The sequence below is a fragment of the Mesorhizobium sp. M0894 genome (assembly GCF_040319725.1).
Lineage (GTDB): Bacteria > Pseudomonadota > Alphaproteobacteria > Rhizobiales > Rhizobiaceae > Mesorhizobium.
Genome location: NZ_JAMYOG010000014.1, coordinates 44,689 through 70,570 on the forward strand (window position 1 = coordinate 44,689; position 25,882 = coordinate 70,570).

29 protein-coding genes and 1 tRNA gene are annotated in these 25,882 nt (G+C 62.9%); 18 read left to right on the forward strand and 12 right to left on the reverse strand.

Annotated elements, in window-relative coordinates; translation table 11 throughout:
• Positions 1–152 precede the first annotated feature (152 nt).
• Both NKH91_RS23680 and NKH91_RS23685 read right to left on the reverse strand, forming a co-directional pair.
• On the reverse strand, positions 153–1,052 hold the full coding sequence (locus tag NKH91_RS23680; RefSeq protein WP_352847616.1) for an NAD(P)-dependent oxidoreductase: 900 nt from the start codon (positions 1,050–1,052) through the stop codon (positions 153–155).
• Positions 1,053–1,054: 2 nt separating this feature from the next.
• Positions 1,055–1,240 (reverse strand): hypothetical protein, encoded by a 186-nt coding sequence (locus NKH91_RS23685; protein WP_352456662.1) that lies wholly within the window; start codon positions 1,238–1,240, stop codon positions 1,055–1,057.
• Positions 1,241–1,517: 277 nt separating this feature from the next.
• On the opposite strand from NKH91_RS23685, the gene NKH91_RS23690 reads away from it, so the two are divergent.
• The 3 genes from NKH91_RS23690 to NKH91_RS23700 all read left to right on the forward strand — a co-directional run bounded on the left by NKH91_RS23690 (position 1,518) and on the right by NKH91_RS23700 (position 5,021).
• Positions 1,518–2,918, forward strand: a complete 1,401-nt coding sequence (locus tag NKH91_RS23690) for a lipopolysaccharide biosynthesis protein (RefSeq protein WP_352847647.1) — start codon at positions 1,518–1,520, stop codon at positions 2,916–2,918.
• Entirely contained in the window at positions 2,918–4,198 is a 1,281-nt protein-coding gene (locus NKH91_RS23695) for a GNAT family N-acetyltransferase (protein ID WP_352641392.1), read from the forward strand. The genes NKH91_RS23690 and NKH91_RS23695 overlap by 1 nt, the downstream gene beginning before the upstream one ends.
• Positions 4,199–4,412: 214 nt before the next feature.
• Entirely contained in the window at positions 4,413–5,021 is a 609-nt protein-coding gene (locus tag NKH91_RS23700) for a hypothetical protein (RefSeq protein ID WP_023721053.1), read from the forward strand.
• Between the two features lie 221 nt (positions 5,022–5,242).
• Here the strand turns inward: NKH91_RS23700 and NKH91_RS23705 are convergent, their stop codons facing one another.
• Together NKH91_RS23705 and NKH91_RS23710 are read right to left on the reverse strand one after the other, a co-directional pair.
• Positions 5,243–5,980 (reverse strand): SDR family NAD(P)-dependent oxidoreductase, encoded by a 738-nt coding sequence (locus NKH91_RS23705; protein ID WP_352495603.1) that lies wholly within the window; start codon positions 5,978–5,980, stop codon positions 5,243–5,245.
• Between the two features lie 154 nt (positions 5,981–6,134).
• Entirely contained in the window at positions 6,135–6,950 is an 816-nt protein-coding gene (locus NKH91_RS23710) for an antibiotic biosynthesis monooxygenase (protein ID WP_352495604.1), read from the reverse strand.
• Positions 6,951–7,097: 147 nt separating this feature from the next.
• Between NKH91_RS23710 and NKH91_RS23715 the strand changes: the two genes are divergently transcribed.
• The 4 genes from NKH91_RS23715 to NKH91_RS23730 all read left to right on the forward strand — a co-directional run bounded on the left by NKH91_RS23715 (position 7,098) and on the right by NKH91_RS23730 (position 9,400).
• Positions 7,098–7,529 (forward strand): winged helix-turn-helix transcriptional regulator, encoded by a 432-nt coding sequence (locus NKH91_RS23715; RefSeq protein WP_023721056.1) that lies wholly within the window; start codon positions 7,098–7,100, stop codon positions 7,527–7,529.
• 136 nt (positions 7,530–7,665) lie between these two features.
• Positions 7,666–8,265: a hypothetical protein gene (locus NKH91_RS23720; protein WP_031194561.1), complete on the forward strand. Its 600-nt coding sequence runs from the start codon at positions 7,666–7,668 to the stop codon at positions 8,263–8,265.
• The gene (locus NKH91_RS23725; RefSeq protein WP_352847612.1) at positions 8,262–8,855 is read left to right on the forward strand and encodes a hypothetical protein; all 594 of its coding nucleotides are present in this window, start codon (positions 8,262–8,264) and stop codon (positions 8,853–8,855) included. The genes NKH91_RS23720 and NKH91_RS23725 overlap by 4 nt, the downstream gene beginning before the upstream one ends.
• Positions 8,855–9,400, forward strand: coding sequence for a hypothetical protein (locus NKH91_RS23730; RefSeq protein ID WP_352847610.1), 546 nt, complete (start codon positions 8,855–8,857; stop codon positions 9,398–9,400). Before NKH91_RS23725 ends, NKH91_RS23730 begins: the two co-directional genes overlap by 1 nt.
• On the opposite strand, the gene NKH91_RS23735 is transcribed toward NKH91_RS23730, so the two are convergent.
• The 4 genes from NKH91_RS23735 to NKH91_RS23750 all read right to left on the reverse strand — a co-directional run bounded on the left by NKH91_RS23735 (position 9,393) and on the right by NKH91_RS23750 (position 13,946).
• Positions 9,393–10,652, reverse strand: a complete 1,260-nt coding sequence (locus NKH91_RS23735) for a hypothetical protein (protein ID WP_352885093.1) — start codon at positions 10,650–10,652, stop codon at positions 9,393–9,395. The genes NKH91_RS23730 and NKH91_RS23735 overlap by 8 nt on opposite strands.
• A 299-nt stretch (positions 10,653–10,951) precedes the next feature.
• Positions 10,952–11,036: transfer RNA gene (locus NKH91_RS23740), tRNA-Leu, on the reverse strand.
• A 158-nt stretch (positions 11,037–11,194) separates the two neighbouring features.
• A complete protein-coding gene (locus tag NKH91_RS23745) occupies positions 11,195–11,728 on the reverse strand; it encodes a CPBP family glutamic-type intramembrane protease (protein WP_352847607.1) in 534 nt (177 codons plus the stop codon).
• A 358-nt stretch (positions 11,729–12,086) separates the two neighbouring features.
• Positions 12,087–13,946, reverse strand: coding sequence for an ABC transporter ATP-binding protein (locus tag NKH91_RS23750; protein ID WP_352483531.1), 1,860 nt, complete (start codon positions 13,944–13,946; stop codon positions 12,087–12,089).
• 370 nt (positions 13,947–14,316) lie between these two features.
• Between NKH91_RS23750 and NKH91_RS23755 the strand changes: the two genes are divergently transcribed.
• Both NKH91_RS23755 and NKH91_RS23760 read left to right on the forward strand, forming a co-directional pair.
• Positions 14,317–14,904 carry a YqaA family protein gene (locus NKH91_RS23755; protein ID WP_352483530.1) on the forward strand — a complete coding sequence of 196 codons (588 nt, stop codon included), beginning with the start codon at positions 14,317–14,319 and terminating at the stop codon, positions 14,902–14,904.
• 29 nt (positions 14,905–14,933) lie between these two features.
• Positions 14,934–15,452, forward strand: a complete 519-nt coding sequence (locus NKH91_RS23760) for a disulfide bond formation protein B (protein WP_352847601.1) — start codon at positions 14,934–14,936, stop codon at positions 15,450–15,452.
• Between the two features lie 114 nt (positions 15,453–15,566).
• Here the strand turns inward: NKH91_RS23760 and NKH91_RS23765 are convergent, their stop codons facing one another.
• Both NKH91_RS23765 and NKH91_RS23770 read right to left on the reverse strand, forming a co-directional pair.
• The gene (locus NKH91_RS23765) at positions 15,567–16,124 is read right to left on the reverse strand and encodes an HNH endonuclease (protein ID WP_023677956.1); all 558 of its coding nucleotides are present in this window, start codon (positions 16,122–16,124) and stop codon (positions 15,567–15,569) included.
• A 129-nt stretch (positions 16,125–16,253) separates the two neighbouring features.
• On the reverse strand, positions 16,254–16,895 hold the full coding sequence (locus tag NKH91_RS23770) for a DNA-3-methyladenine glycosylase family protein (protein ID WP_352847599.1): 642 nt from the start codon (positions 16,893–16,895) through the stop codon (positions 16,254–16,256).
• A 122-nt stretch (positions 16,896–17,017) separates the two neighbouring features.
• Between NKH91_RS23770 and gluQRS the strand changes: the two genes are divergently transcribed.
• Positions 17,018–17,893, forward strand: coding sequence for a tRNA glutamyl-Q(34) synthetase GluQRS (gene gluQRS, locus NKH91_RS23775; RefSeq protein ID WP_352495608.1), 876 nt, complete (start codon positions 17,018–17,020; stop codon positions 17,891–17,893).
• A 145-nt stretch (positions 17,894–18,038) separates the two neighbouring features.
• Complete coding sequence (locus NKH91_RS23780) at positions 18,039–18,929, forward strand: DMT family transporter (protein WP_352483529.1); 891 nt, start codon at positions 18,039–18,041, stop codon at positions 18,927–18,929.
• On the opposite strand, the gene NKH91_RS23785 is transcribed toward NKH91_RS23780, so the two are convergent.
• Positions 18,896–19,750, reverse strand: a complete 855-nt coding sequence (locus NKH91_RS23785) for a YihY/virulence factor BrkB family protein (RefSeq protein ID WP_031194564.1) — start codon at positions 19,748–19,750, stop codon at positions 18,896–18,898. The genes NKH91_RS23780 and NKH91_RS23785 overlap by 34 nt on opposite strands.
• 57 nt (positions 19,751–19,807) lie before the next feature.
• Between NKH91_RS23785 and NKH91_RS23790 the strand changes: the two genes are divergently transcribed.
• The 7 genes from NKH91_RS23790 to NKH91_RS23820 all read left to right on the forward strand — a co-directional run bounded on the left by NKH91_RS23790 (position 19,808) and on the right by NKH91_RS23820 (position 25,233).
• Positions 19,808–20,674: an SDR family oxidoreductase gene (locus tag NKH91_RS23790; protein WP_352483565.1), complete on the forward strand. Its 867-nt coding sequence runs from the start codon at positions 19,808–19,810 to the stop codon at positions 20,672–20,674.
• Between the two features lie 24 nt (positions 20,675–20,698).
• On the forward strand, positions 20,699–20,890 hold the full coding sequence (locus NKH91_RS23795) for a twin transmembrane helix small protein (protein WP_023677950.1): 192 nt from the start codon (positions 20,699–20,701) through the stop codon (positions 20,888–20,890).
• 29 nt (positions 20,891–20,919) lie between these two features.
• Positions 20,920–21,501, forward strand: a complete 582-nt coding sequence (locus tag NKH91_RS23800; protein ID WP_352847596.1) for a cob(I)yrinic acid a,c-diamide adenosyltransferase — start codon at positions 20,920–20,922, stop codon at positions 21,499–21,501.
• A 25-nt stretch (positions 21,502–21,526) separates the two neighbouring features.
• Positions 21,527–22,330, forward strand: coding sequence for a rhomboid family intramembrane serine protease (locus NKH91_RS23805; RefSeq protein ID WP_352641379.1), 804 nt, complete (start codon positions 21,527–21,529; stop codon positions 22,328–22,330).
• Positions 22,331–22,539: 209 nt separating this feature from the next.
• Positions 22,540–23,289 carry an electron transfer flavoprotein subunit beta/FixA family protein gene (locus NKH91_RS23810; RefSeq protein ID WP_023677947.1) on the forward strand — a complete coding sequence of 250 codons (750 nt, stop codon included), beginning with the start codon at positions 22,540–22,542 and terminating at the stop codon, positions 23,287–23,289.
• A 21-nt stretch (positions 23,290–23,310) separates the two neighbouring features.
• Positions 23,311–24,240 (forward strand): electron transfer flavoprotein subunit alpha/FixB family protein, encoded by a 930-nt coding sequence (locus NKH91_RS23815; RefSeq protein ID WP_352847593.1) that lies wholly within the window; start codon positions 23,311–23,313, stop codon positions 24,238–24,240.
• Between the two features lie 114 nt (positions 24,241–24,354).
• Positions 24,355–25,233 (forward strand): 3-hydroxybutyryl-CoA dehydrogenase, encoded by an 879-nt coding sequence (locus NKH91_RS23820; RefSeq protein WP_352847591.1) that lies wholly within the window; start codon positions 24,355–24,357, stop codon positions 25,231–25,233.
• Positions 25,234–25,242: 9 nt separating this feature from the next.
• Here NKH91_RS23820 and NKH91_RS23825 read toward each other — a convergent pair whose 3' ends face one another.
• Entirely contained in the window at positions 25,243–25,881 is a 639-nt protein-coding gene (locus tag NKH91_RS23825; RefSeq protein ID WP_352847588.1) for an NrsF family protein, read from the reverse strand.
• Between the last annotated feature and the right edge of the window lies 1 nt (position 25,882).

Genomic DNA, 25,882 nt, shown 5'->3' on the forward strand with positions numbered 1-25,882 from the left:
CGCCGACACCAAAATACGCATTTCGAATTTTCTGTATCTCGACCGGCGGTGGTGTTTGAGTTTGAAATCTAATAGCCGGGTGACGCACGCGCTGATGTCCGCGCTTCATGAAGATCGGAACCTGCTAAAGTGGGTAAAGACACTACTTTGATTCAATAACCCCGTTCGAGGTCGATCTTGTTGGACAGAGGCTCTCCTCTGGCGACTTGACCGCAGAGATCGGCGGCCTGGTCGATTCCAGAATCCACCCAGAAGCTCGCGACATGAGGTGTGACGGTCACCTTGGGATGAGTCCACAACGGCGATGAAGCCTCCAGCGGTTCACGCTCAAACACGTCAAGACAAGCACCAGAAAGCTGACCTTCGTCGAGAGCGCGGATCAGGTCGGCTTCGTTGACATGCGCGCCCCTGCCGACATTCACAAGGTAGGCACCTCGCTTCATTTTTCCAAAGGCACTCAAGTTCAGTATCCCACGAGTCTCACCAGTCAGGGGAAGTGAACAGATAACGTAGTCCCGACTTGTGAGTGCGCCCGCAAGCTGGGCACGGCCAAAGTAACTGTGTATGCCAGGAAGCGTCTTTTGATGACGAGACCAGACTGCTGTGTCGTAGCCAAAGTCCGCAAACAGCTTTGCGGCCCAGCCACCGATCCGGCCCGCACCAAGCACAACTATTCTTGTCTCGGAGATCTTCCGCGGCGCGATCGGATTCCACAACTTGCGGGCTTGTAGACTCATGTAATCCGCAACATGCCGTTGCTGGCAGAGAACGCGAAGGACGATGTACTGCACCACTTCCGAAGCCTGCTCACGCGTTGCGAGCCTGATGAGCGGAACACTCTTGGGAAAGCTCTGAAGATCAATACCCTCGACACCGGCTCCCAAATAGACGACGGCGCTTAGCCCCGTCATGGCATCAAAAAAGCCAGGCGGCAGGTCTTTGCCGTCGTCAATCACGTCGTCGGCTTCCTCGCCAGTGGCAATGCGCATGACGCGAACGGCATTGCCGATAATGTCGGCGGGGCGCTTCTGGCCTTTAGGTCCGGTCGGCATTCCTAGTTCTCCGCATGGCTAAAGACGACAGCGCCGTTGTCCTTACGAACTTCAACGGACACGATTCCATCATCACCCTTTCGGGTTTGGAACATGGAGGTTGCATGATCTTTCGCGGTCTTCTCCTCGTCGAAGATCACCTTGTCGACGATGCCCTGCCTTCCATACCAGATGACAGTGTAGACCATTGTTGCTGCCATGCGTTCCGCTAAGCATATAGGCGTTTTCGCATATGGGGCAAACGAGATAGGCGTTTCCGCGTATTTCAAACTGAGACACTACCGAGCAGGGTGAAGGGTTGCGCGAATGATGAATATGAAGCAGCGCACCCGCCCCTCATCCGCCTGCCGGCACCGTCTCCCCGTATAGAGACCGGGCGAAAGGCTCCCCCCACCCAACCGTTTCTTAATGTGTTTTCGTTAGACGCATAGCCAGAAAAGAGGCGGAAAACGGAGTGTGATCGGGGTGCGCTTTTCCGCGGCGACGACAGCCGGGCGGTTCTTGCCGCAGCGCCTTGCGCTGCGCATCAGGCCGCTGCTTGGCCTGATCGATGCCGTGCTGTTCACCGCAGGCGAGCGCGGCGAGGCCGGCCGCATGTCGCTGATCGCCTTTTCGGTCCGCATCGTCAGCGCCGTCATCGCCTTCGTCAGCCAGGTCCTGATGGCGCGCTGGATGGGCTCGTTCGAATACGGCATTTTCGTCCTCGTCTGGGTAACGATGGTCATCGTCGGCAACCTCGCCTGCCTTGGCTTCCACACCTCGGTCATCCGCTTCATTCCCGAATATCGCGAGCGCGGCATGCTGGCCGAATTGCGCGGCATCGTGCAGGCCAGCCGGCTGTTCGTGCTGGTTGCCTCCACGGCGATCGCCGGGCTCGGCGCGCTCGGCGTCTGGCTGCTGTCGCCCTTTATCGAAGACTATTATGTCGTGCCGTTCATCCTCGGCATCATCTGCCTGCCGATGATCGCCATGTCCGATCTTCTGCAAGGGCTGGCGCGCGCCAATTCCTGGGCGCTGTTTGCGCTGTCGCCGACCTTTCTGGTGCGGCCGCTGCTGATCCTGGCGTTCATCGCGCTGATGCTGCTGGTCGGCTACGCGCCGGATGCCAAAACGGCGATCTTCGCCGCGATCGCCGCCACCTATGCCACCACGCTCGGTCAGCTCATCGGCGTCACTTCACGCATGGACAGAAGGATCCCGGCCGGGCCGATGAAGCTGCATTTCGGCCAGTGGTTCATCGTCTCGCTGCCGATCTTCCTGGTCGAGAGCTTCTTCTTCCTGCTCACCAATGCCGACGTGCTGATGGTCGGCGCCTATCTCGATCCCAACGACGTCGCCGTCTATTTCGCCACTGTCAAGACGCTGGCGCTGGTGCATTTCGTCTATTTCGCGGTCAAGGCCGGTGTCGCCCAGCGCTATGCGCAGTTCACTCATGGCGAGCCGCAAAAGCTCGCCGCCTTTGCCCGCGAGACGGTGTCGTGGACGTTCTGGCCGTCGCTGGCGATGGCGCTGCTGGTGCTGACGCTGGGCGAGCCGATGCTGACCCTGTTCGGCCCGGAATTTGCCGCCGGCTATCCGCTGCTGTTCCTTTTGGTGTTCGGCGTCGTCGCTCGGGCCGCCGTCGGCCCTTGCGAAAGCCTGCTCACCATGAGCGGCAACCAGAATATCTGCGCCGCCGTCTACGCCATGACCCTGGCCTTCAACATCGCCCTCAACGTCGTGCTGATCCCGCTCTTCGGCCTGTGGGGCGCGGCGATGGCCACCGCCTTCGCCATGATCTTCGAGGCCGGCGCGCTGTCCTTCACGGTCTGGCGCAAGCTCGGCATCGTCATGGTGATTTTCGTGCCCGCCAAAGGAGCCGCCTGATGGCTGCCGTCCCCTTGCTCGAGGAAACCAGCGGCGGCCCGGCCGGTGCCATGGTGTCCGGCCTTGCCGGGCTTGCCCGCGAAGCTGATCCCGCCCATATCGAGATCCTCGCCAACAACCGGCCCGAGCGCAAGCTTGCCATCTATCCGGCCTCCGCCGGCTTCGACCTGGTCGAGGAGCTCGACTATCTCTGCACCCGCACGATCGAGCCGAACGTCTTCTTCAATCCGCGCTTCCTGGCTCCGGCCATGCCCAGGCTCGAGGACCGCGAGGTGCGGCTGGCGGTCATCCGCGACGGCGACCAGTATCGCAACCGGCTGCGCCTGCTGGTGCCGTTTTCGGTCGAGCGGCCGATGGTGCCGCTCGGGGTTCCCGTCATGCGCACCTGGTCGAGCCCGTTCGGCCCGATCGGCACGCCGCTGGTCGACCGCGACGATCCGATCGGCGTCATCGAGGATTTCTTCTCGATGCTGTCCAGGCCGCATCTCAAGCTGCCGAAGGTCTTCGTGCTGCCCGACATAAGGCTGGATGGTCCGGTGGCGAGCCTGCTCGCCAGCGTCGCCGAGACGCGCGGCCTGACGCTGGTCACCACCGGCAAGGCCGACCGCCCGGTGCTCGAAAGCGAGCTCGACGGCGAGGCGTATCTGAAGGCTTCGCTGCGCGCGCACCATTATCGCGAGTTTCGCCGCCTGAAGCGCCGCCTCGCCGACCTCGGCCGGCTGGAGCATGTCGTGGCGCGCGGGCCCGACGAGATCCGCCACGCCATCGAAAATTTCCTGACATTGGAGGCCGCCGGCTGGAAAGGCCGCGAGCGCACCGCCATGGCCATCGACCGCTACCGCGCCGCCTTCGCCCGCGAGGCGGTGCACCGGCTGGCCGAGCAGGATCTTTGCCGCATCCATTCGCTGACGCTCGACGGCCGCACCATCGCCTGCCTGGTCGTCTTCGTCGAGGCCGGCGTCGCCTATACCTGGAAGACCGCCTATGACGAGACGCTCGCCGCCTATTCGCCGGGCACGCTGCTGATGATCGAGGTGACCAGGCAGCATCTCGACGACCCCAACATCATGATGACCGATTCCTGCGCGGTGCCCGACCACCCCGTGATGAGCCGGCTGTGGAGCGAACGCAAGCCGATGGGCACGCTGGTGATCGGGCTGACGCCGGACGCCGACCGCCCCGCCCGCCAGGCGGCCTCGCAGCTTCACCTCTACCGCGAGACCCGCAACATGGCGCGCCTGCTGCGCAACCGGATGAGAAGCCTGCTGCGGCGACGGTAGCGCATCGGGTCCAAAGGGGGACCCGGCCCAGCCGACCGTCTCCGCACCATCGACCTGCTCGGGCCTAGGTCGTCAGGGTTAATTCTCCCGATCAGCGGAAAGGATTAGCATCGACGCAGTCCCAACAGGGATGAGGCGATCAATTACGGCCGCGCGTCCAGCATCACTGCCGCCTCGGTCCTGCACGGCCAGAAGAAAAATCTGGGAGGAATGCATGACGAAAACAACTCACCTCAGGCGTCTCGGTATCCTCACATTGGCAGGTCTCGTCGGCGCGTGTCTGAACGCCGCCGCTCCTCGGGCCGCCGAACCCGACAAGGCCGAGATCGATGCCCTGCGTAAATCGCTGTCCAGGTATGAAGACTACAAGGTTGCCATTCGCGAGCTTTATCTGTCGACGGTTGGATGCGTCTTCTACAGCGGCGAAAAGGTAGAGGGAGCGATGGACTACCCGAAGGGCGCGATGGGCATCCATTTCGTCAACGTCACGACTGTCGGCCCGACCGCGGATCCGACGCGCCCCAATGTGCTGATCTATGAGCCGGTCGGCGGCGAATTGCGCCTGGTCGGTGTGGAATGGCTCGTGCCCTTGACGCCGGACACCAAGGAGCCGCCGAAGCTCTTCGGCCAGACATTCATGGGGCCTATGGAGGGGCATTATCCGCTCATCCCGAAGGAGTTCCACCACTACGACCTTCACGCCTGGCTGTTCAAGGAGAACCCACTCGGAATGTTCAGCCCGACGAACCCGGACGTGAAATGCGACAATTATGCGTTTCCGATGCCGGAGCAGCCGACCAAGATGGTGCCGGGGCCGATGTGATAGCGGCTCGGGCTGCGATCCGCAGCTTGCCAGGAAGGGCTGCCGGATCTCAGACGTTATCCCAGAGGACGCTCCTGGGATAACGCCCAAGTAACCTCTCGAGGTTTCCCGGAAGAAAATGGTGCCCTCAGCCCGGATCGAACCGGCGACGCATCGGCAGCCTAGGGCAATTTCGCCATAGCGCATTCGCTGCGGGGCCGTTGGGCTCGCAGCGCGGTCGCCTATGACTTTGCGGGCATGGCTTGGACGAAAGCCGCCATCTGGCGTTCGAGCGCCTTGAACGCGCTGCCGCGCCAGCTCTCGGCCATGGACGCCGATTTTGGATCGGGGAAAATTTCCTCCTCCCCTCGCGCCATGCCGTCCAGGATACCTTTCGCGACGCTCTCCGCGGAGCTCTTCGGTATGTCGGCGTCTCTGCTCATGTCGGTGTCTATGGGACCAGACAGGACCGCATGAACGCTCACGCCACGAGCGCCGGCGAGAGCACGTAGCGATTGCGTCATGGAGAACGCGGCGGCCTTCGACAGCGAGTAGGACGGAATAATCGGGAAGGGAACGAGGGCCGCTTCCGACAGGATGTTGACCACGGCGCCGCGCGAACGCGTGAGCAGCGGCAGCAATGCGTGGGTTACGCCGTGCACGCCGAGCAGGTTGACGGCGAGGTGTCGCTCGAGCGCAGCACGATCGCCGAGGTCGTCGTAGAGCCCGATGCCAGCATTGTTGATGAGGATATCGAGGGACCCGATCCGCTCGACAGCCGCCCCAATCTGCGCCGTATCGGTCACGTCCAGGATCAGCGGCGTGATACGCTGATCCGCGTGGGCGAGCGGTTTGCGCGCGCCAGCATAGACGCGCTTGGCACCCCGCCTCAATATTTCCTCGACCAGCGCCTTGCCGAGGCCGCGGTTGGCCCCGGTTACCAGAACGGCCTTGTCTGTGACTTCCATCGATTTTGGCACGGCGATCTCTCCTCCTACTTGCATGAATGCAAGCCATTCGTTCTTGCATCATGCAAGTAGGTTATAGGTTTCTGTTCCATGCTTGGATGCCGTCCCCCTTTGCGTTGCTCCAGGGCAGCCGGCACCGGCACCGTCGCCGGGCGAACCCTTGCAATCAGGACCCGACTTCCAATGTCGTGTAGGAGATCGGCGATGGGCGCTCCAGGAAGGCGCCGGTTATGGCCGAGACGAAATTCTTCGCGTCCGCCGAGCGTAGAAAAGCGTCGCGCTCCTGCTTCGATATCCAGCGCTCGACGCAGATCGTAACATGGGGCTCCGCCTCCGAGCGAAAGACGCTGTAGTCGATGCATCCGCTTTGCCTGCGGGCCGCCCCTGCTACGTCCCGCAGGGCATTCCGCACCTTGCTCTCGATGCCGGGCTTCGCCGCTGCCGTCGTCATGACGATCATCTCGGCGCCATCGCTCGCTGTCTTGCGCTCGAGGCCGATGTTCTCGTTTTGCGGCACGACCGTTGGATTGGCGTTCTCTTCGCCCTTGTTGGGCTGCCCCTTGCCCGTCGAAATCAGGTCGCGAAGACTCGCGACATAGAAGCGCCAGGAGTCATGGCAGACGTCGTAGCATTCTTCACTCGGCTTCAGCCCGACATGGGTGAAGCGCAGCTCGGTACCCTTGTCGGTCGGCGCGATCTCGAAGACCACGTCCGTGCCGGTCCACTCGGTCGCATCCTTGACGAAGTTGAAGTAGTTCTGGACGACGTGCCAGACGACCTTCTTGCCGGGCACAAGCTCCGTAACCTTGAAGGTACCGCGGTGGATATCCTTGAAGTGATAGTAGAATATCGCACCGAGCTTGTTGGTATCGCCGTCGATGTCTTCGGACCACCAGGCGCGCGGATTGACAACCGCCGCAAAAACCTCTTCCGGGCTTTGCTCAACGACAAATGACGTCGTGTAATCTTCATCCTTTTTCATGACATTTCTCCTGTCTGGATCCGACGGTTGATGGGCACCCAAGTCTCGGGCGATGAAGTGAGCGACGCTCTCTCGAGCTCCATCGCTTGCATCATGCAAGCACAATGCATACTTGCATGATGCAAGTCAACAGGGTATGTTCACGCCATGCTTGGTCGTCTTTATGAAAAACAGAACTGCTCGGCCTCACGCGCCCTGGAGCTGGTCGGCGAGCGCTGGAGCCTGTTGATCCTGCGCGACGCGATGTTCGGCGGCTACACGCGCTTTTCGCAATTCCAGAAGAGCCTGGGGATTGCCACCAACATCCTGGCCAAGCGCCTCGAGGATTTCGTCGAGGCCGGCCTGATGGACCGTCGTCCGGGTGCCGCCGGCGAGCAGGCCGAATACGTCCTGACCCGAAAGGGGCTGGAATTCAAAACGGTCATCATCGCGCTGACCGAGTGGGGCGACAAATGGGTGCGGCCCGGGCCCATCTTCTACTGCGACCAATCCGACGGCAGGCCCGTCGAGGTGCAATTGCGCCGCGCCGACAATGGCAAGCGGGCCGATTTCGCCGACGTCGTGGCGGCCCTCCGCTAGGCACGGCGGCGGGTCCGGCCCGCAGCACGATCCAAGACGAAGCTGTTTCGAATTGTGCCATAAATGTTACCGCATAGCTCACCTCTCCAGGTTGCATCTGTGGCTCGGGTCTGGTGGATAGTCCGCGGGAGGAAACATGTCCGTCGGACAGCGATCGACTTTGCGGCAGCGTCTTTTTGCGTTTCTCGTCGCCGGCCTTGGTGGCCTCGCGGCGGCCGCCGCGTCATTCGCAATGACGGTGTATGAAGCATCCAACTCGCGGCCAACTCCAACGGTCGCAGCCGGCGAGCCCATCGACACCGGGCGCTGGGTTATTACGTTTCGCGGTGCCCGAACCGGCTCGGTTCCGCCGACGGGAACCGAGCCGTCCCAGCCGAAGACCTTTTTGATGGTCGAATTCGACCTCGACAACCGCTCGGCGGCGACCAGCAACGCCTTCGCGTCCATGTTTGACATCGACCCGCCGATCACGGACGTGCAGGCGCCGGCCTTCTATCTTGCACGCGACAAATGGATCGCAAGCGGCGTCCATCCCGGCATACCGGAACACATGATCGCCGCCTGGGAGTGGCCGAAGGCGCAGCCGCTGCCGCAGGATCTGCGTCTCGTGGTGGGCAGCCAGATCTACAAGCGGCGTGACAATCTCTACGGCGGCTCGGGCTGGTTCGATCGCGATCCGGTCGCGATCGTGGCATTGCCGGTAAAGACCGAAATGGTCGTCGGGCCGGGGCAATGAGAACAGGTCTCAAGGAAACCGGCGCGATCATCTTCGCGGCGGCGATCCTCTACGCAATGCAGCGGACTACCCCGCTCTACAGCAACATCACCTCGCCCGTCTCGATTGCTGGCGAGCAGGGTAAGCGCACCGACGCACGCGCCTTCGCGCTGGCCGTCGGCGACGTGCATCTCGCGCGTACCGTAAGGATCGAGCGCTTTGGCCAGACCCGGACCTACACCACTTCCGGGGTCTGGGTCCTGGTCGAGGCCGCCGCTGAAGCAAAACGCGAGAGCCTGACCCTGACCTCCGCCGAATGGCTCGGCCCGAGCAGGTTGCGCTATTCTCTCAGCCAGCGCATTTCCACCATGCCGGCAATGCTGCCGGCAGAGCGGCTGGAGCCGGGACTGCCAAAGCCCGTGCTCATGGCTTTCGAAGTCCCGGAAAACGAACTTGCGGGCGGAACCGTGCTGGTCGCGCCGTCGGCATTCACACCGCTGGGTGAAGAGGTCCGGGTGGCAATCACCGAACTTGCGCCGGGCGACATCCCTGGCGCCGTGACGATCCGCCGGAGCGATGGCCCGATGCTTTGGACGCTGGAGACCGAGTGATGGCGGAGGCCATTTCCCGTGCCGAGAGACGCCGCTACTGGCTGAGCCTTGCTGGGCTGGGCTTCGCCCTGCCGGTTGCAGTGCTGGTGCATTCCTGGGAAAGCCTGGAGGCATGGCGATCCGGTAGCGACCGCGACCCGATCGCGGTCGACAGGGGTGAGTCGCAGCGCTACGCCGGGGCCGAATGGCGGCTGACAACGCTGTCGCGCCTGCCCGGCGGCTCGGCAGATGAAGCCGTCGTGCTGGCCGAATTCGAGGCGAGGATCGAGGATCCTGGTCTCCTTGCAGAAAGCCCCTGCGCCGTTGTGCTCACAGACGCCGAAGGCCGCCGCTGGCTGCCTGCCTTCCTGACCCCGCCCGTCGTGCGCAAGATGTATCCCGAGGCAGCCGACAAGCCCCGCTGCGGCGGGCTGGCCTTCCAGCGTGCCGGCACGCGCGGCACGGCGCGCATGGCCGAGACTTTCGTCATTCCGGCGACGGCAAGCGGCCTGGCGCTGTCGGTCACGCTGGCGAACGCCAGGCCGCGCCATCTGCTCTTCAGGTAGCGGCCCTCAGCGGCTGCCGTTGCGCCGCCACCGCATATTCAAGCACCGCCGCCAGCAGCGCGATCCTCAAGGCGTCGAGCACTATGCCGCCGTCAAGATCGCTCGGACTGCCGATGAACACGCTGGCGACGCTGAAGACGACCTGCCATGTATCGAGGTCTGGCGCGCCGAGCGTCCGCGTCGCGCCGAACCAAAGCCAGGCGCCAAGCCAGCCGATCAGCCGGTAGGCGACGACGAAGGTGAGCAGCGTCGCGAGTCCTGCGCCGAGCGTGAGCTTGAGACAGGCCCAAATCGGCGCATAGCGCGAGCGGTAGCCTCCGAGGAAATGCGTGATGAAGTCGCTCAACCATTTGCGCCAGGTGGATTCGCGCGACGGCGGCGGCGCGGCCGCGACCGCAGCGGCCGACAGTTCGTAGCCGTTGATGATCGCCGCCATGACCAGCCAGACCATTGGCAGAAGCGCATAGAAGAACAGGTTTTGCGCCTGTTCCACGATGCCGGGCTGCTTGAACTCGACCGGCGTGAAGCCTTCGGCAGCGTGAGCGGCGATCGACAGGGCAAGCGATCCTGCGCCCACGCTGAGTTCGCTGCGCAACGCACTAGCCCCGATCCAGGTGATGAACTCGTCCTTCCAGATATCGAGCGCATAGAGCCCGATAAAAATCCAGCTTGCATCCGCCGCCACGACGAGCAGCCGCCAGTAAGGCCTGCGCGCGCCTTTGTTCATGCGCTTCGCGAACCAGCGGACCAACCAGCAGCCGACAATCGACGCAATGAGGCCGCTGGAGCGCAGCAGGCCGAATATGTCGGCGCTTTCTCCCAGCGGAATGCGTTCGAGCGCCAGCCGCGAATATTCTCGCACACTGTCGCCGAGGAATCCCCATGCGGCGTAATAGGCGAAGAAGGGCAGGATGGCGGCCGCGGTCACCGCCAGCAAGTGGTCGGCGGGCTGGGACGTTTTCTCCTGTTTCGCACCGCTTGCCGACATTTGGCGAAGCGAGGCGAGTGCCGGCAGTCCCGGACGCAGGGCGACGAACATCGCCACGATGACCAGAAGCTTCGTCATCACCACCAGCGAAAGCACAACCATCCCGCCGAGGGGATTGACGAGGCCCACCGTGACTGCCGCGTTGAGCAGGAGGTCGCGCGCTACATAGCCGATGGCGCCGAGAAGCAGCAGTTGCGGCCAGAAGCGGGCAATAAGACCCACGGTAAGGGAAAGAGGCCTGACAATATCGTCGGTCGTTGTCATGCCATGTGCATAGCCGAGCAAGACCGGCGCCTCAATCCACGGAATGTCCGGTTCGGCTATACCAGCTGACCGCGGAGTTGGCGGCGCATCCCTCGTGATGGCGGGGACCGCAGCACGCCCGATTGCGGTGGTGAGGAACGCCCAATTGCGCTTGGGTCTAGTCCGCGCACCGTTCAGCGGAAGCTTGGGCAGCTTGCGGCAACAGGCAAGACGCAACCATTCGATGCCGTCGAGGGCGTCGTGGACGATCCCACCGACGCCCTTGGGTTTAATAAGAAGTGGCGTGGGAATTTAAGAAATGGTGCCCCTAGCCGGGATCGAACCAGCACTCCTTGCGGAACTCGATTTTGAGTCGAGCGCGTCTACCAATTCCGCCATAGGGGCTCAGGCCGGGCGGCCTGGATGGGCGCGGACTATACGGTTGGAGGCCTGTTCGTCAACTGGCCAATTCCCGAGACCCTGTCTAGCCCAAGCCCAGGCTTTCGATTTCGTCGATCGGAGGCTTCGGTCCATAGTGGGCATCTCAGCCCGTTTGAACCCTTCTACCTCAACAGCGGCCACAGAATGCCGACGAATGCTGACACCCCATCCATGAGCCAATGCGCCGTCGCCAGCGGCAGGATGCGGCGCACGCGCAGGTACACGAGGGTGATGAATGTCGAATGGGCGATAGGCGCCAAGAGCCGGTAGAGCATGAAGTGTGGGTCGAACGTCAGCGGCATCACGGCGTGCTGAAACGACCAGGAAAACGCTACGACGGCAACGGCAAATCCCGTGCTTCCCGACAAGACTTGGAAACGCGGCAGAAGATAGCCGTTATAGGTGGTCTGCTCCGCAATGCCCCAGACCAACGGAAAGATCAGCACCCCGTAAAGCGCAGGCAAGAGCGGCAAAGGTCCGTATATTTGCAGTGCATCAGGGTTGCCGTAGACCAACAGGCTGCTGGCGATGATCCCACCGTAGATGAAAACGAGGCTCGGGAGGATGAGCGCGACGCCCAACAACAGATCGCGCCCCAAGCGTTTGCGATCGAAGCTGATAAAATCGAGCAGCGTGATGCCCTCGCGCCCGTGCAAGCCACCACAGGAGACCAAGGCAGCCCGCGTCGATCAAACTGCCGTATGCCGGCAGCCAAGCCCCTGCGTCGCGCCAGGGCGTTGCCGAACCGTGCGCTGCATAAATGGCCGCAACCAGGCCCTGCGCGGCAACAGCGAACGCCGAGCGCGCGAACAACATCAAGGCGGGGCCGGACCATGTCAGCACGCCGGCAGATCGCCGCTCGAGAATGGCGGCACGGGAGTTCGGGACTGTGGCTTCGCTCATGATCGGCTTCCGAACGCTACGGTGGAAACGAGTTCAGCCAATTCCGGTTTCTGGAGTGAAAGCAGAATGTGTCGAGCCGGCCATGAGCAAAACATCATCACCGAGGGCGGCTCACATCTCCTCGATGGCGTCGGCAATGTAGCCGCCGGTCTGACGCTTCCACAGTCGGGCATAGAGCCCGTCGCGTTCCAACAGCGCCGATGGTTTTCCCTCCTCGACGATGCGGCCTTTGTCGAGGACGACGATCCGGTCCATCCTGGCAATGGTCGACAGGCGATGGGCGATGGCGATCACGGTCTTGCCCTCCATCAGAACCGCGAGCTTGGACTGGACCGCCGCCTCGGCTTCGCTGTCCAGTGCGGACGTCGCCTCATCGAGAACCAGGATTGGCGCATCCTTGAGCAACACCCGGGCGATCGCGACGCGTTGGCGCTGGCCGCCGGAAAGCTTCACGCCGCGATCGCCGACGAAAGCGTCGTAGCCGGTGCGGCCTTCAGCATCTCTGAGATCGGCGATGAAGCCGTCGGCCTCGGCCAGCAGCGCGGCGTGCTCCAACGCCTCCGGCGGGGCATCGGGCCGGCCGTAGCGGATGTTGTCGCCGACGGAGCGATGCAGCAGCGAGACGTCCTGGGTGACGACGCCGATGCTCTCCCGAAGGCTGGCCTGGGTCACGCTGCGGAGATCCTGTCCATCGATCAGGATCGCGCCGCCCTTCAGCTCGAAGAACCTTAGGAGCAGGCTGACAAGGGTCGACTTGCCGGCCCCGGAGAGGCCGACGAGCCCGACCTTCTCGCCTGCGCGCACGGTGAGCGACAGGTCTTCGATCACCCTTTGGCCCTCGCGGTATTCGAACTGGATGTTCTTGAACTCGACTTCGCCGGCCGTGACGTCGAGCGGGTTGGCGTTCGGCGCGTCTTTTATAGTCGGCGGCGTCGTCACGACCGGCATTGCGTCGCGGATCGTGCCCACCGCCTGGAAAATCTGCTGGCCCATCTGCAGGAAGGCACGGGAGTTGGCATTGAGCCGCTGAACGATGGCGATCGATGCGGCGAACTGGCCAATCGTGACAAAGCCGGCGACAAATCCCCAGAGCCCTATGGCAACGTTGGTGAGAAAGAGCGCAACATTGAGCAGGACGACGCCCATGTCGGTCGTCAGATAGATGCGCCTTTCGCGCTGCTGGGTCTCGATGGCGTTTTCCATGACGGTGCGCATTGCGCCCGCCTCGCTGTCTTCCGCCGCAAACAGCTTGACCATCTGGATGTTGCTGTAGAGGTCGGTCATGGCGCCGACAACAAGGCTGCGCCCCCGCGCCGAGCGGCGCGAGCGTTCGGAATATTGGGGCACCGCCACCACCGCAATGGCGATGTTGGCGGCGATCCAGACGAACACCGGAAGCGCCAGCGGCCAGGATAACGCGCCAAGCAGAACGAGCGAACCGACGAGCTGCACCAGAAACAGCGGTATTCTGTAAAAGGCCACGACGATCTGCTGCTGCACGGCGGATGCGACTTGCGAAATGCGCGACGCAACCTGACCTGCGAAGAGATCGTGGAAGAAGGCAAGGTCCTGGCGTTCCACCGCCTTGTGGCCCTGCCATTGCATCGCCGCCGGCATGCATACGGCCACCGTCTGCGAGTTCAGCGCATTGCCCAGGAAGATGAGCAACGGCAGCACGGGGAAAACCAGCACGCCGAGCACGACCAGCGTCGGCCAGTCCTCGTGCAGGAAAACCGCCGCGCCCTTCGCGCTCACCCCGTCGACGACGAACGAGGCCCCCCAGATCGTCGCAAGGTTGATCCCCTCGATCGCCATCATCAAGACGGTAATGGCCGCAAGAGTGCCGCGGAACATCCTCGCGAAATGCAGGAGCAGCGCAAACGGCCCGCTCGCTGGCAGCGGCCCGGGTGGAATATCCAGCGGACGGATGAGCGTCTCAAAGGGGCGGTAAATGAAATCGGAGAACGTCATGGCGGCGCAAAGGGCGGATGGAAAGACAGGATGTGACAAAAATCGCCGTATTTAAACACGGATCGTGTTCGACGGGAAAACCCACGATTTATTAGATATTGCCTTGACGCACTTCAGGCGGGCAGGTGCTCGATGCCATGGCCTGGTCGTCAACTGGCCAAATCCCGACATCTGGGCTCGCTCAAGCCTCAGCCTTTCGATTTCGTGAAGCAGCTGCCATTGTGCAGCGCGGAAAATCTTTCTAGACAGGCGGCGCATGTCATTGAAGCGCACCTTGTCCGACGAGATTGATACGGCGCGCTTCCAAGTCTTGTTTGTACATGTCGTGACCCAAGACCACTACCGGTTTGGGCGTGCATTAGGAGTGCCGATGCTTCGCGGACTTTACGACTGGACCTTGTCGCTGGCGGCCAGCAAATCGGCCGAATGGTGGCTGGCCTTCATCGCCTTCGTCGAGAGCTCGGTGTTCCTGGTGCCGGCCGACGTGCTCTATCTGCCGATGGCGCTTTCGCGGCCGGATCGCGCCTATCGTTACGCGCTGGTCGCCACCGTCGCCTCGGTGCTGGGCGGCATCGCCGGCTGGTTCATCGGGCACTACGCCTATGACGCGGTGGCGCGGCCGATCCTCGAATTTTACGGCAAATATGACGAGTTCGAGGCGATGCGCGTCTCGTCGGGTGTTGGCTTCATCATCCTGATGCTGGTCACCTCCGGCCTCGCCCATCTGCCGCCGATCAAGGTGGTGACAATCCTGTCCGGCGTCATCGGCGTTCCTTTGCTGCTGTTCATCGTGCTGGCAATCGTTGCGCGCGGAGCTCGCTTCCTGTTTCTCGCCTGGCTCTTGCGCCGCTATGGCGAGCCGATCCGCCACTTCATCGAAAAGCGCCTTGGCCACATTGCGGGCGCCGGCGCCGCTGCCCTGATTTTGCTCTATATCGTCGTCAAATACGCCGTCTGAACGGCATCGAACCGAATGGACTGATTCCGATGACAGCGACCGTGAATGCCGATACCGGACGCCAGCGGCTGCGCACCGCCCTGTTCCTCGCCGTCGCCATGGCTGCCACAGTCGGCTCGGCGCTGGCCTTCCAGTATGTTGGCGGCTACATCCCTTGCAAGCTCTGCCTCGAGCAGCGCACCCCTTACTATGTCGGCGTGCCCTTGATGCTGCTGGCGGTGCTTGCGTCGGCCCTTAAGGCGCCCGCCTGGATAAGTCGTGGCCTGCTGGCCGTTGGCGGCCTGCTGATGCTCTACGGCCTCTATCTCAGCGTTTATCACTCCGGCGTCGAATGGGCGTGGTGGCCGGGCCCGACCGATTGCACCGCAGCCGCCGGACCGGTGGACACCGGCGGCAAGGGCGTGCTCGACGCGCTCGACAAATTCGTCCCGCCCTCCTGCGACAAGGCGGCGCTCCGCATCCTCGGCCTGTCCTTGGCCGGCTGGAACGCCATCGCCAGCTTTGTCCTGGCAGTCGTCGCCTTCCGCAGCGCCTTTGCCCGCGATTGAGCGGTTCACCCTTGCGCCGACGCGAGATTATTCAAGAATTCGGCAGGCTGAGGCGAAGGCCGGAAGCGCAGAAAATCGCTTCAGACGGCCAGCCTCCCGAATTATCGGATGATCTCAAGGCTCCAGTTCGACATCCCAGTACAGATAATCCATCCAGCTTTCGTGCAGATGGTTGGGCGGGAACAGCCGGCCGTTATTATGCAAATCATGCACCGTCGGCTGGTAGGGCTTCTGCAGCGGCCACATCTTGGCGTGGGCCGGCATCATGCCGCCCTTCCTCAGATTGCAGGGCGAGCAGGCAGCGACGACATTCTCCCAGGTCGTGGCGCCGCCGCGATGGCGCGGAATGACATGGTCGAACGTCAGATCGTCCGGCGTGCCGCAATATTGGCACTGGAAACGGTCGCGCAGGAAGACGTTGAACCGGGTAAACGCCGGATGCCTCGACGGCTTCACGTAGGCCTTCAGGCTGACGACACTCGGCAGCTTCATCGAAAAGGTCGGCGAAGACACGGCGTGTTCGTATTCGGCGACGATGTTCACCCTCTCGAGGAACACCGCCTTGATGGCATCCTGCCAGGACCAGAGCGACAGGGGGTAATAGCTGAGCGGACGGTAATCCGCATTCAGCACCAGCGCTGGAAGCCCATCCGGAGATACGGCAACCGTCACGTCGTTGACCTCCTTCACCCTAGAACCGGTCGACGCGGATACTGTAAGCCCGACATGACAGGGATGTGAAGCGGATTGTCGATCATGCCGGGTCTCAAAAACGCATGATTTCAATGCTTTTTTGCGGATTCAGGCCGGAGGCGCGGCATCCCTGCCCTTCAATTCGCGATAATAAGCCCAGAAAAGCCGCGATGCGACACCGCGCCACGGGCTCCATGATTCGGCAAGCCGGATCAGCATTTTCTCCGGCGGACGCGGGTCGATGCCGAGCGCATGGCCGACCGCGCTCTGCAAAGCAACGTCGCGCGCCGGAAAGATATCTGGGTGTCCGGCGGCAAACAAAAGGTAGACTTCAGCCGTCCACGGGCCGATGCCCGGCACCTTGGTCATGGCTGCGATCGCCTCCGTCGCATCGAGCTGGCAGAGGTGATCGAGGTCGAGCCCGTCGGCCACCGCCTGGGCGACGGCAATCAGGCCGCGCTGCTTGGGCCGCGACAGCCCGACCTCGCGGAAGACCGCCTCATCGGCGGCTAGTATCGCCTGCGGCGTCAGCGGATCGAGCAGTTTCGTCAGCCGGCCGAAGATGGCATCGGCGCTCGCGCGGGACACTTGTTGCGAAACGACGATCGAGGCAAGGCTCCTGAAGCCCGGCTCCGACAGCCTGAGCGGCACCTCGCCGGCCATGCCGCGCACCTTGTCCAGGCGCGGATCGAGCAGGCACAGCGCGTCCAGCCCTTGCGCAATGTCGTCGAGACTGGCGATGCGTTGCATGTCTGCTTGTTCCAAAATCAAAAGTGCCGCACGCTCCGTTGCGCGCCCCTCTGGACGCGCGACGCTGCCGGCGCAAAGTAGCAATTGGCGAAAGCGCCGCACAACCCGATTGCCGCCGGACAATGACACTGCTGACATTCCGCTTCGCGCCGAGCCCGAATGGCGAATTGCATCTCGGCCACGCCTATTCGGCGCTGCTCAACCAGAAAATGGCCAAGGCGGCGGGCGGACGCCTGCTGCTGCGCATCGAGGACATCGACACGACACGCTGCACGCCGGAATTCGAGGCGGGCATTTTTCGCGACCTGAAATGGTTGGGGCTTGGCTGGGAGGAACCGGTGCGCCGCCAGTCCGAGCACTTTGCCGAATATCGGGCTATGCTCGAGCGGCTGATCGAGGAAGAGCTTGTCTATCCAGCCTTCATGAGCAGAAGTGAGATCCGCGCCTTCATCACCGACAGCGAAAAGCGCGGCCGCGACTGGCCTCGCGACCCGGACGGCGTGCCGCTCTATCCCGCCGCCGACAAGGCGCTGCCGGCGAGCGAGCGTAAGCGGCGCATCGTCGAAGGTGCACCATTTGCCTGGCGGCTAGACGTCGATGCGGCAATGGCGCGGGTCGGCAGGGACCTGACATGGGCCGAATACACGGACGAGACGCTCTCCGAGGCGCGTCGTGTCGAAGCCCATCCGCAGGATTGGGGCGACGTGGTCGTGGCGCGCCGCGAAATCCCGACCAGCTATCACCTCGCGGTCACCATGGACGACGCGCTGCAGGGCGTCAGCCATGTCGTGCGCGGCCAGGACCTTTATTCCGCGACCAGCGTGCAGCGGCTGCTTCAGCAACTGCTTGGCCTGCCGCAGCCGGCCTATTTCCACCATCGCCTGATCCTCGGCCCGGATGGACGAAAACTGTCGAAGAGTCTTGGCGATACCGGCCTTGCCGCCCAGCGTAAGGCGGGCGCCTCGCCCGACGATGTCAGGCGGCTGGTCGGTCTTTAGACCGGTGAGCCGACGGCCATCAACGGCCCTCCTTCAATTCAAATGACTCTATGGATCAACCGTTTGGTTTTGCTTGCCGGCCCGAACGGCATTAAGCAATCGCCGCAGTCGATCCCTCACCCGAATTCACCGCGGCCTCCAGAAAATGCACAGCCTCAAGCGGTTCATCCCCGCCTCTTTCGTCGTCCTGTGGGCGACCGGCTTCATCGGCGCGCGCTATGCCATGCCGTGGGCGGAGCCTTTTACTTTCCTGGCTGCGCGCTTTGTCCTGGCCGCCATCCTGCTTGTCGCGTTGATGGCCGCGCTTGGTTCGAGCCGCGCCACCCGCGACGAGGCGCTGCACGCGGCCGGCGCCGGCATCCTGATGCATGGGGTCTATCTCGGCGGCGTGTTCTGGGCCATCCACCGGGGCATGCCCGCAGGGCTTTCAGCCCTGATCGTCGGCCTGCAGCCGCTGATCACGGCAGTGCTCGCCGGCCGGCTTCTGGGCGAGGCCATCCTGCCGCGTCACTGGGCCGGTCTCGGCCTCGGGTTGATCGGCGTGGTAATCGTGCTCTGGCCGAAGCTCGGCGCGCTCGGCGGCGGCGTGACCGCCGAAACATTGGGCGCCTCGCTGGTCTCCGTACTCGGCATGAGCGCCGGCACGATCTGGCAGAAGCGTTTCGCCTCCGGCGGCGATCTGGTGGCTGCCACGTTCTGGCAATATGTCGGCGGCGCATCGGTGATGGCTCTGGCCTCGCTCGCCTTCGAGACCCGAACGGTGATCGTCAACGGCGAACTGATCTTCGCCACGGCCTGGCTCGTGCTGGTGCTGTCGATCGGTGCCATCTTCCTGTTGATGGTAATGATCCGCGACGGCGAGATGTCGAAGGTCGCCTCGCTGTTTTACCTCGTGCCGGCCGTCACCGCGGTCATCGCCTGGGCATTGTTCGGCGAGCAGCTGAGCCCACTCCAGATCGCCGGCATGGCCATCGCGACGCTCGGCGTCGGGCTGGCGACGGCTCAGCCACCGACGCGGGCGCGCGCCTCCAAATAGCGGCTGATCGCGGCGTTGAGCTCGCCGCCGAGGATGAAGATCGCCGAGACGATGTAGAGGAAGACAACGGCGATCATGATCGAGGCGAGGCCGGCATAGGTCGTCACATAGGACGAGAAATGGTCGAGATAGGCGGCGAAGATGGTCGACCCGATGAGCCAGCCGACCAGCGTGAAGATAATGCCAGGCACGATCGAAACGAACCGGCGCTTGCCGGCCGGCAACCAGAAATGCACGGCGAACAGGCCGCCGATGATGACGACCGAGGCGATGACGTAACGCCAGAGGGTGATCGTGCCCATATAGGGTTTTATCCATTCAAGATGAGATTCGGCCAGCCGCGCCAGCAATGGCGCAAAGACCAGCAGCACGCTGATCGCCAAAAACCCGGCCGTCGCGATCAGCACGAAGATGATGCTCTGCACCCGCCGGTAGATGATGCCGCGCGTTTCTGAGACACGATAGGCGCGGTTGAGCGAGGTGCGCAGCGCCTCGATGCCGTTCGAGGCGAAGTATCCGGCAAGCACGATACCGTAGGTCAACAGGTCGCTGCGCCTGACGGTAAGCACGTTGAGCACTTCGCGCGCGATCGGTTTGGCGATCTGCTCGGGCCATGTGTCGAACACAAGGTGCACGGCGGTGTCGGCGAAAGCCTGCGCGCCGAAAAAACTCGCCAGCGTCGTGGCGAAGATCAGGAAAGGAAAAAGCGCCATCAGCGCGGTGATCGCCAGATGGCTGGCCATTGCCCAGCCGTCGTCGGTGTTGAAATGGCCGAGCGCGTCGTAGAGCACGCGTTTGAGGGCTACGATCTTCCGCAACAAGAACCGCGTTCCCTTCGATTGTCCCGACGCCGCGAATATGGGAAGGGTTTGCGGCAAATGACAACCCTCGGTCAAACCACCATTCCTCCCGAAGAAGAGTTGCGCACCATCATTGTCACCGGTGCCTCTTCCGGAATAGGCGCCTATTGCGCCCATGCTCTTAAGAAGGAAGGCTGGCGGGTGTTCGCAACGGCCCGAAAGCCGGAAGATATCGCTACGCTCGAGGCCGACGGCATCGAGGCCTTTTATCTGGACTACACCGAGCCCGGATCGATCGAGGCGCTGGTGGCGTCGGTGCTGGAGCGGACCGGCGGCCGGCTCGATGCCCTTTTCAACAACGGCGCCTACGGGCAGCCCGGTGCCGTCGAGGACCTGGCGGTCGAAGCTTTGCGGCAGCAGTTCGAGGCCAATGTCTTTGGCTGGCACGATCTCACTCGCCGTGTCGTACCGGTGATGCGCCGCCAGGGCCATGGTCGTCTCGTTCATTGCTCATCGATCCTTGGCCTCGCGCCGCTGCCTTTCCGTGGCGCTTACTCGGCATCGAAGCACGCCGTCGAGGGGCTGATGCTGTCCCTTTATCAAGAACTGCTCGGCAGCGGCATCCATGTTTCGCTGATCGAGCCGGGGGCGGTGAAATCGAAGATCGCCAGCAACAGCCTCCCCTGGTTCCTTGCGAACATCGATCACGAGAACTCAGTCCATCGCCTCGCCTATGCTGTGCAACTCAAACGGCTGCGGGCCGGCGGCAGCACATCGCGGCTGAAGCCCGGGCCGGAGGTGGTTTATGCCGCCTTGCGCCATGCGCTTCTGTCGCGGCGCCCGCGCCCGCATTATGTGGTAACTGTGCCGGCCAGGATCGGCGCGATCCTTAAACGCATCCTGCCGTCTTCGGTACTCTATCGTCTGCTCGCCAAACGCGCCTGAACGCAATCCAACCTGGAACACACCATGGCAACCGTCTTCAACATCCTCGCCGTTCTCGTTATGGTCGCCGTGGTGATCGTGCTGATCCGCGGCCTCATCAACATGATGCGCGGCGGCTCCAGCATGACCTCCAACAAGCTGATGCAGACGCGCGTGCTGTTGCAGTTCGTGGCCTTGGTGCTGATCATGCTGGCGGTGTATTTCACCCGTAAGTGACGCACCGGCCACCAGCCGGGAGGTAACCCGTGGTCAAGCTCAACAAGATCTACACGCGCACCGGCGACGATGGCACCACCGGCCTCGGCTCTGGTGAGCGGCGGCTGAAATCCGACCTTCGCATTGACGCCTACGGCACGGTTGACGAGGCAAATGCCTGCATCGGCATGGCTCGCATCCATACAGCGGCGGTAAATCCGGCGATCGATGCGATGCTCGGCCGCATCCAGAACGATCTTTTCGATCTCGGCGCCGATCTGGCAGTCCCCGATAATGGCAAGCCGCTCGACTACGAGCCGCTGCGCATCATCGCCTCGCAGACCGAGCGCATCGAACAGGACATCGACCTCCTCAACAAGGACCTTGAGCCGCTAAAATCCTTCGTACTCAACGGCGGTACGCCGGCCGCCGCCGCCCTTCACCTCGCCCGCACGGTGGCCCGCCGCGCCGAGCGCATCATGGTGGCGCTGTCGCAAGATCCAGACGAGCACGTCAATCGCGAGGCGATAAGATACATCAACCGGGTCTCGGACTTTCTGTTCGTCGCCGCACGCGCGGTCAATGACAATGGAAATGCCGACGTGCTATGGATTCCCGGCAAGAACCGCTGAATCCGCCGGAAGCGGGAGAGGCCCGATGTTCATTCCGCTCTACGACACCAACCGGCTGCGGCACATCAAGCTGCAATATGTGACGATCAGCCTGATCGCGCTCAATGTGTTGATCTATTTTGTAACAACACTTGGCGGCGAGGACTTCGCCAACGCCGCGGTATTGGGCCTCGGCTTCATCCCGTCGGTTGTGCATGACAGCGTCGAGCTCGCTCCGCAATTTGTCGTCATTCCGGAGAGCCTGAGCTATCTGACCTATTCCTTCCTGCACGCGGATATCTTCCACCTCGGCGGCAACATGCTGTTCCTGTGGGTGTTCGGCGACAATGTCGAGGATGCGCTCGGCCATGTCCGCTATCTCGTCTTCTACCTGCTTTGCGCCATTGCCGGCGCTTTCTTCCAGGGCTTGGTGGCCTGGGATTCGGAAGTGCCGCTGATCGGCGCGTCGGGCGCCATCGCCGGCGTCGTCGCCGCCTATCTGATCCTTTATCCGCGTGTGAAGGTATGGGTGCTGGTCTTCGCCCGCATCCCGTTGCGCATCCCGGCCTTCATCCCGCTCATCCTGTGGATCCTGTTCCAGATCTTCATGTTTGCCCAGGGTGGCGAGGACCAGGTCTCCTGGGCCTGCCACATCGGCGGCATCATCGCCGGAGCCGTGCTGGTGCTTGTCTTGCGCAGCCGCGGCGTGCCGCTACTCGCCGGCGCAGACGAGGAGCCGGCCGTGGTCGCCGGTCCGGTGCCCGTAGCCGTGGAGCCGGCGCCAAGCGACCCACAACCTGCGCAGCCGGCGCCGCGCTGGGGCCGGGGAAGCGTTTCCGGTCCGGACTGAACCGATTTGAGTGCTTTCGCCGAGGATCCGAGTGCACCCGGGATATTGACGGGCGGGGTCGCCGCAACTACGGAAGCGCCACCCTACTGGCGTGGCGAAGACCAGAATTCCGTCCGGAATGTCGGCTTTCGACAACTCTGAAGAGGTGCACGCTGCTATAGCGCGCCCGACGAGCGTGAAGAGACTATCGTGAAAGAGGTGACAGGCAAATGAAGATCCTTGTGCCCGTGAAGCGGGTTGTGGATGCGAACGTCAAGGTCCGGGTGAAGGCGGACGGTTCGGCGGTGGAACTCGCCAACGTCAAAATGGCGATGAACCCGTTCGACGAGATCGCGGTGGAAGAGGCGATCCGGCTGAAGGAAGCTGGCAAGGCCGAAGAGATCATCGTCGTGTCGATCGGGCCGCAGCAGGCACAGGAGACCTTGCGCACGGCGCTCGCCATGGGAGCCGACCGCGCCATCCTGGTCAAGACCGACGAGCAGACTGAGCCGCTGGGCGTCGCCAAGGTGCTGAAGGGGGTCGTAGAGGCAGAACAGCCCGGCCTGGTCATTCTCGGCAAGCAGGCGATCGACGACGATTCCAACCAGACCGGCCAGATGCTGGCCGCACTTCTCGGCTGGGCGCAGGGCACCTTCGCCTCCAAGATCGTGCTCGACGGTGACAAGGCCACGGTGACGCGCGAGGTCGATGGCGGCCTGCAGACGCTGGAACTGAAGATGCCGGCAATCGTCACGGCCGATTTGCGGCTGAACCAGCCACGCTATGCGTCGCTGCCGAACATCATGAAGGCCAAGAAGAAGCCGCTCGACGAGAAGAGCCCTGCCGACTACGGCGCCGACGTCAAGCCGCGGCTGAAAGTGATCAAGACCGAGGAGCCGGGCGGCCGCAAGGCAGGCGTTAAGGTCAAGAGCGTCGCCGAACTGGTAGACAAGCTGAAAAACGAAGCCGGCGTGCTGTAAGGCCAGGAAGGGACAACAAAAATGACAATTCTTCTGATTGCCGAACACGACAACGCGACGCTTTCCGACCAGACCGCGAAGGCGCTTTCCGCGGCGCTGCAGATCGGTTCGGACGTGCATGTGCTGGTTGCCGGCAAGGGCGCCAAGCCGGCAGCGGACGCCGCCGCCAAGCTCAAGGGCGTCACCAAGGTGCTGCTCGCCGACGCCGACGAACTGACCGAGCGTCTCGCCGAACCGCTGGCGGCGCTCGTCATTTCGCTTGCTGAGCCATACGACACGATCATTGCGCCGGCGACCTCGTCGGGCAAGAACGTCTCGCCGCGCATCGCGGCCCTGCTCGATGTCGCCCAGATATCGGAAATCATCGAAGTCGTGTCGCCCGACATCTTCAAGCGGCCGATCTATGCCGGCAACGCCATCCAGACCGTGCAGTCGAGCGACGCCAAGAAGGTCATCACCGTGCGCACTGCCTCCTTTCAGGCAGCACCCGAGGGCGGTTCCGCGCCGGTCGAGACGGTTCAGGCGGCAGCCAATCCCGGCCTGTCGAGCTTCGTCGAGAACAAGCTCTCCGAGACCGACCGCCCGGAGCTGACCTCGGCCAGGATCATCATTTCGGGCGGCCGAGCGCTGGGCTCCTCCGAGAAGTTCCAGGAGGTCATCCTGCCGGTCGCCGACAAGCTCGGTGCGGCGGTTGGCGCATCTCGCGCCGCCGTCGATGCCGGCTATGCGCCGAACGACTGGCAGGTCGGCCAGACCGGCAAGGTGGTGGCGCCCGATCTCTATATTGCCGTCGGCATCTCCGGCGCCATCCAGCACCTTGCCGGCATGAAGGATTCAAAGGTCATCGTCGCCATCAACAAGGACGAGGAAGCGCCGATCTTCCAGGTCGCCGACTACGGCCTCGTCGGCGACCTTTTCGTCATTCTGCCGGAACTGCAAAAGGCGCTTTGACGCCCTCTGCCAAAGCGTATTAAATTCTGCGGGGTGGGGTAGACGAAGTCGCCCCGCCCTTTTAGTTTGCACTGCACAAAAAGCAGGCCGCAAAGGCCTTGACGGGATCGGGTAATGAGCAAGATCGAGACGATCGGCATCATCGGCGCGGGCCAGATGGGTGGCGGCATCGCCCATGTATCGGCGCTGGCGGGCTACAAGGTGCTGGTTTACGACATTTCGCCCGACCGCATCGAAAAGGGCATTGCTACGGTCAGCGGCAACATGGCCCGTCAGGTCGGCTCCGGCAAACTTGAGGAAAAGCTGCGCAACGAGGCGATGGCGCGCATTTCCGCGGCGCCGGCCATGGCCGACCTTGCGGGCGCCGATCTGGTGATCGAAGCGGCGACCGAAGACGAGACAGTCAAACGCAAGATCTATGCTCAGCTCTGCCCGCAGCTCAACCCCGAGGCCATCCTGGCGACGAACACCTCGTCGATCTCGATCACCCGGCTGGCTTCGCAGACCGACCGCCCGGAACGCTTCATCGGCATACATTTCATGAACCCGGTTCCGGTGATGAAGCTGGTCGAGCTGGTGCGCGGCATCGCCACCGAGGACCAGACCTTCGAGGCAGCAAAAACCTATGTGAGGCAGCTCGACAAGACGATCACCGTCTCGGAGGATTTCCCGGCCTTCATCGTCAACCGCATCCTGCTGCCGATGATCAACGAGGCGATCTACACGCTCTATGAAGGTGTCGGGTCGGTCGACGCCATCGATACCGCCATGAAGCTCGGCGCCAACCATCCGATGGGGCCGCTGCAGCTTGCCGATTTCATCGGGCTGGATACCTGCCTGTCGATCATGCAGGTGCTGCATGACGGCCTGTCGGATTCGAAATACCGCCCCTGCCCGCTGCTGGTCAAATATGTCGAGGCCGGTTGGCTCGGCCGCAAGACCGGGCGCGGCTTCTACGACTATCGCGGCGAGCATCCCGTTCCGACGCGCTGATCGCCACCGCTACCAGCGCACGAAAAGCCGTCCGCCGACCGCCCCGAGCGCGGCAAGGCCGGCGATCGCGATCGTATACCAGGTGCCGACGAAAAGCGGCGAATCGTCGAAGCAATGCGCTGCATAGAAGGTCGCCGCCAGCCCGCCGGCAAGCAGGCCCGCGGTCGCACCGGCAAGCACCGGCCTTGTTGGCGCGCCATGGCGCAGCACCGCGAGAAAGACGGCAAGCGGGCCGATGCCGATCAACGGAATGAAGGTCAGGCAGATGACCATGTTCGTGCCGACCAGGCGCGTGCCCCAGTCGGACGCAGGCACGACGAGGAGTTCGAGAATCACGGCCATAATCACCAGCAGCGGCGCGGCGATCATCCAGCTCGCCGCCCGCCCTGTCGATGCACCGGGCGTCGACAGCGCGCGGACGAGGGCAAAGGCGCTGACGGCTAGAGCAATCGTGAAGACGAATTTGGACAGGAACCGCATCGTGTGCATGGCAAATGCGATGTCGGGACGTGGGCCGATCGTCAGCCAGAAAACCGCGGCCGCGATCACGATGGCCGCGCCGGTTGCAAGCAACCAGGCGGCGCCCAGCGGCAGCGCCTTGCTGCGGACATCGGCATCGAGCGCCTTGATAAGATCTTCGGTCCTCATG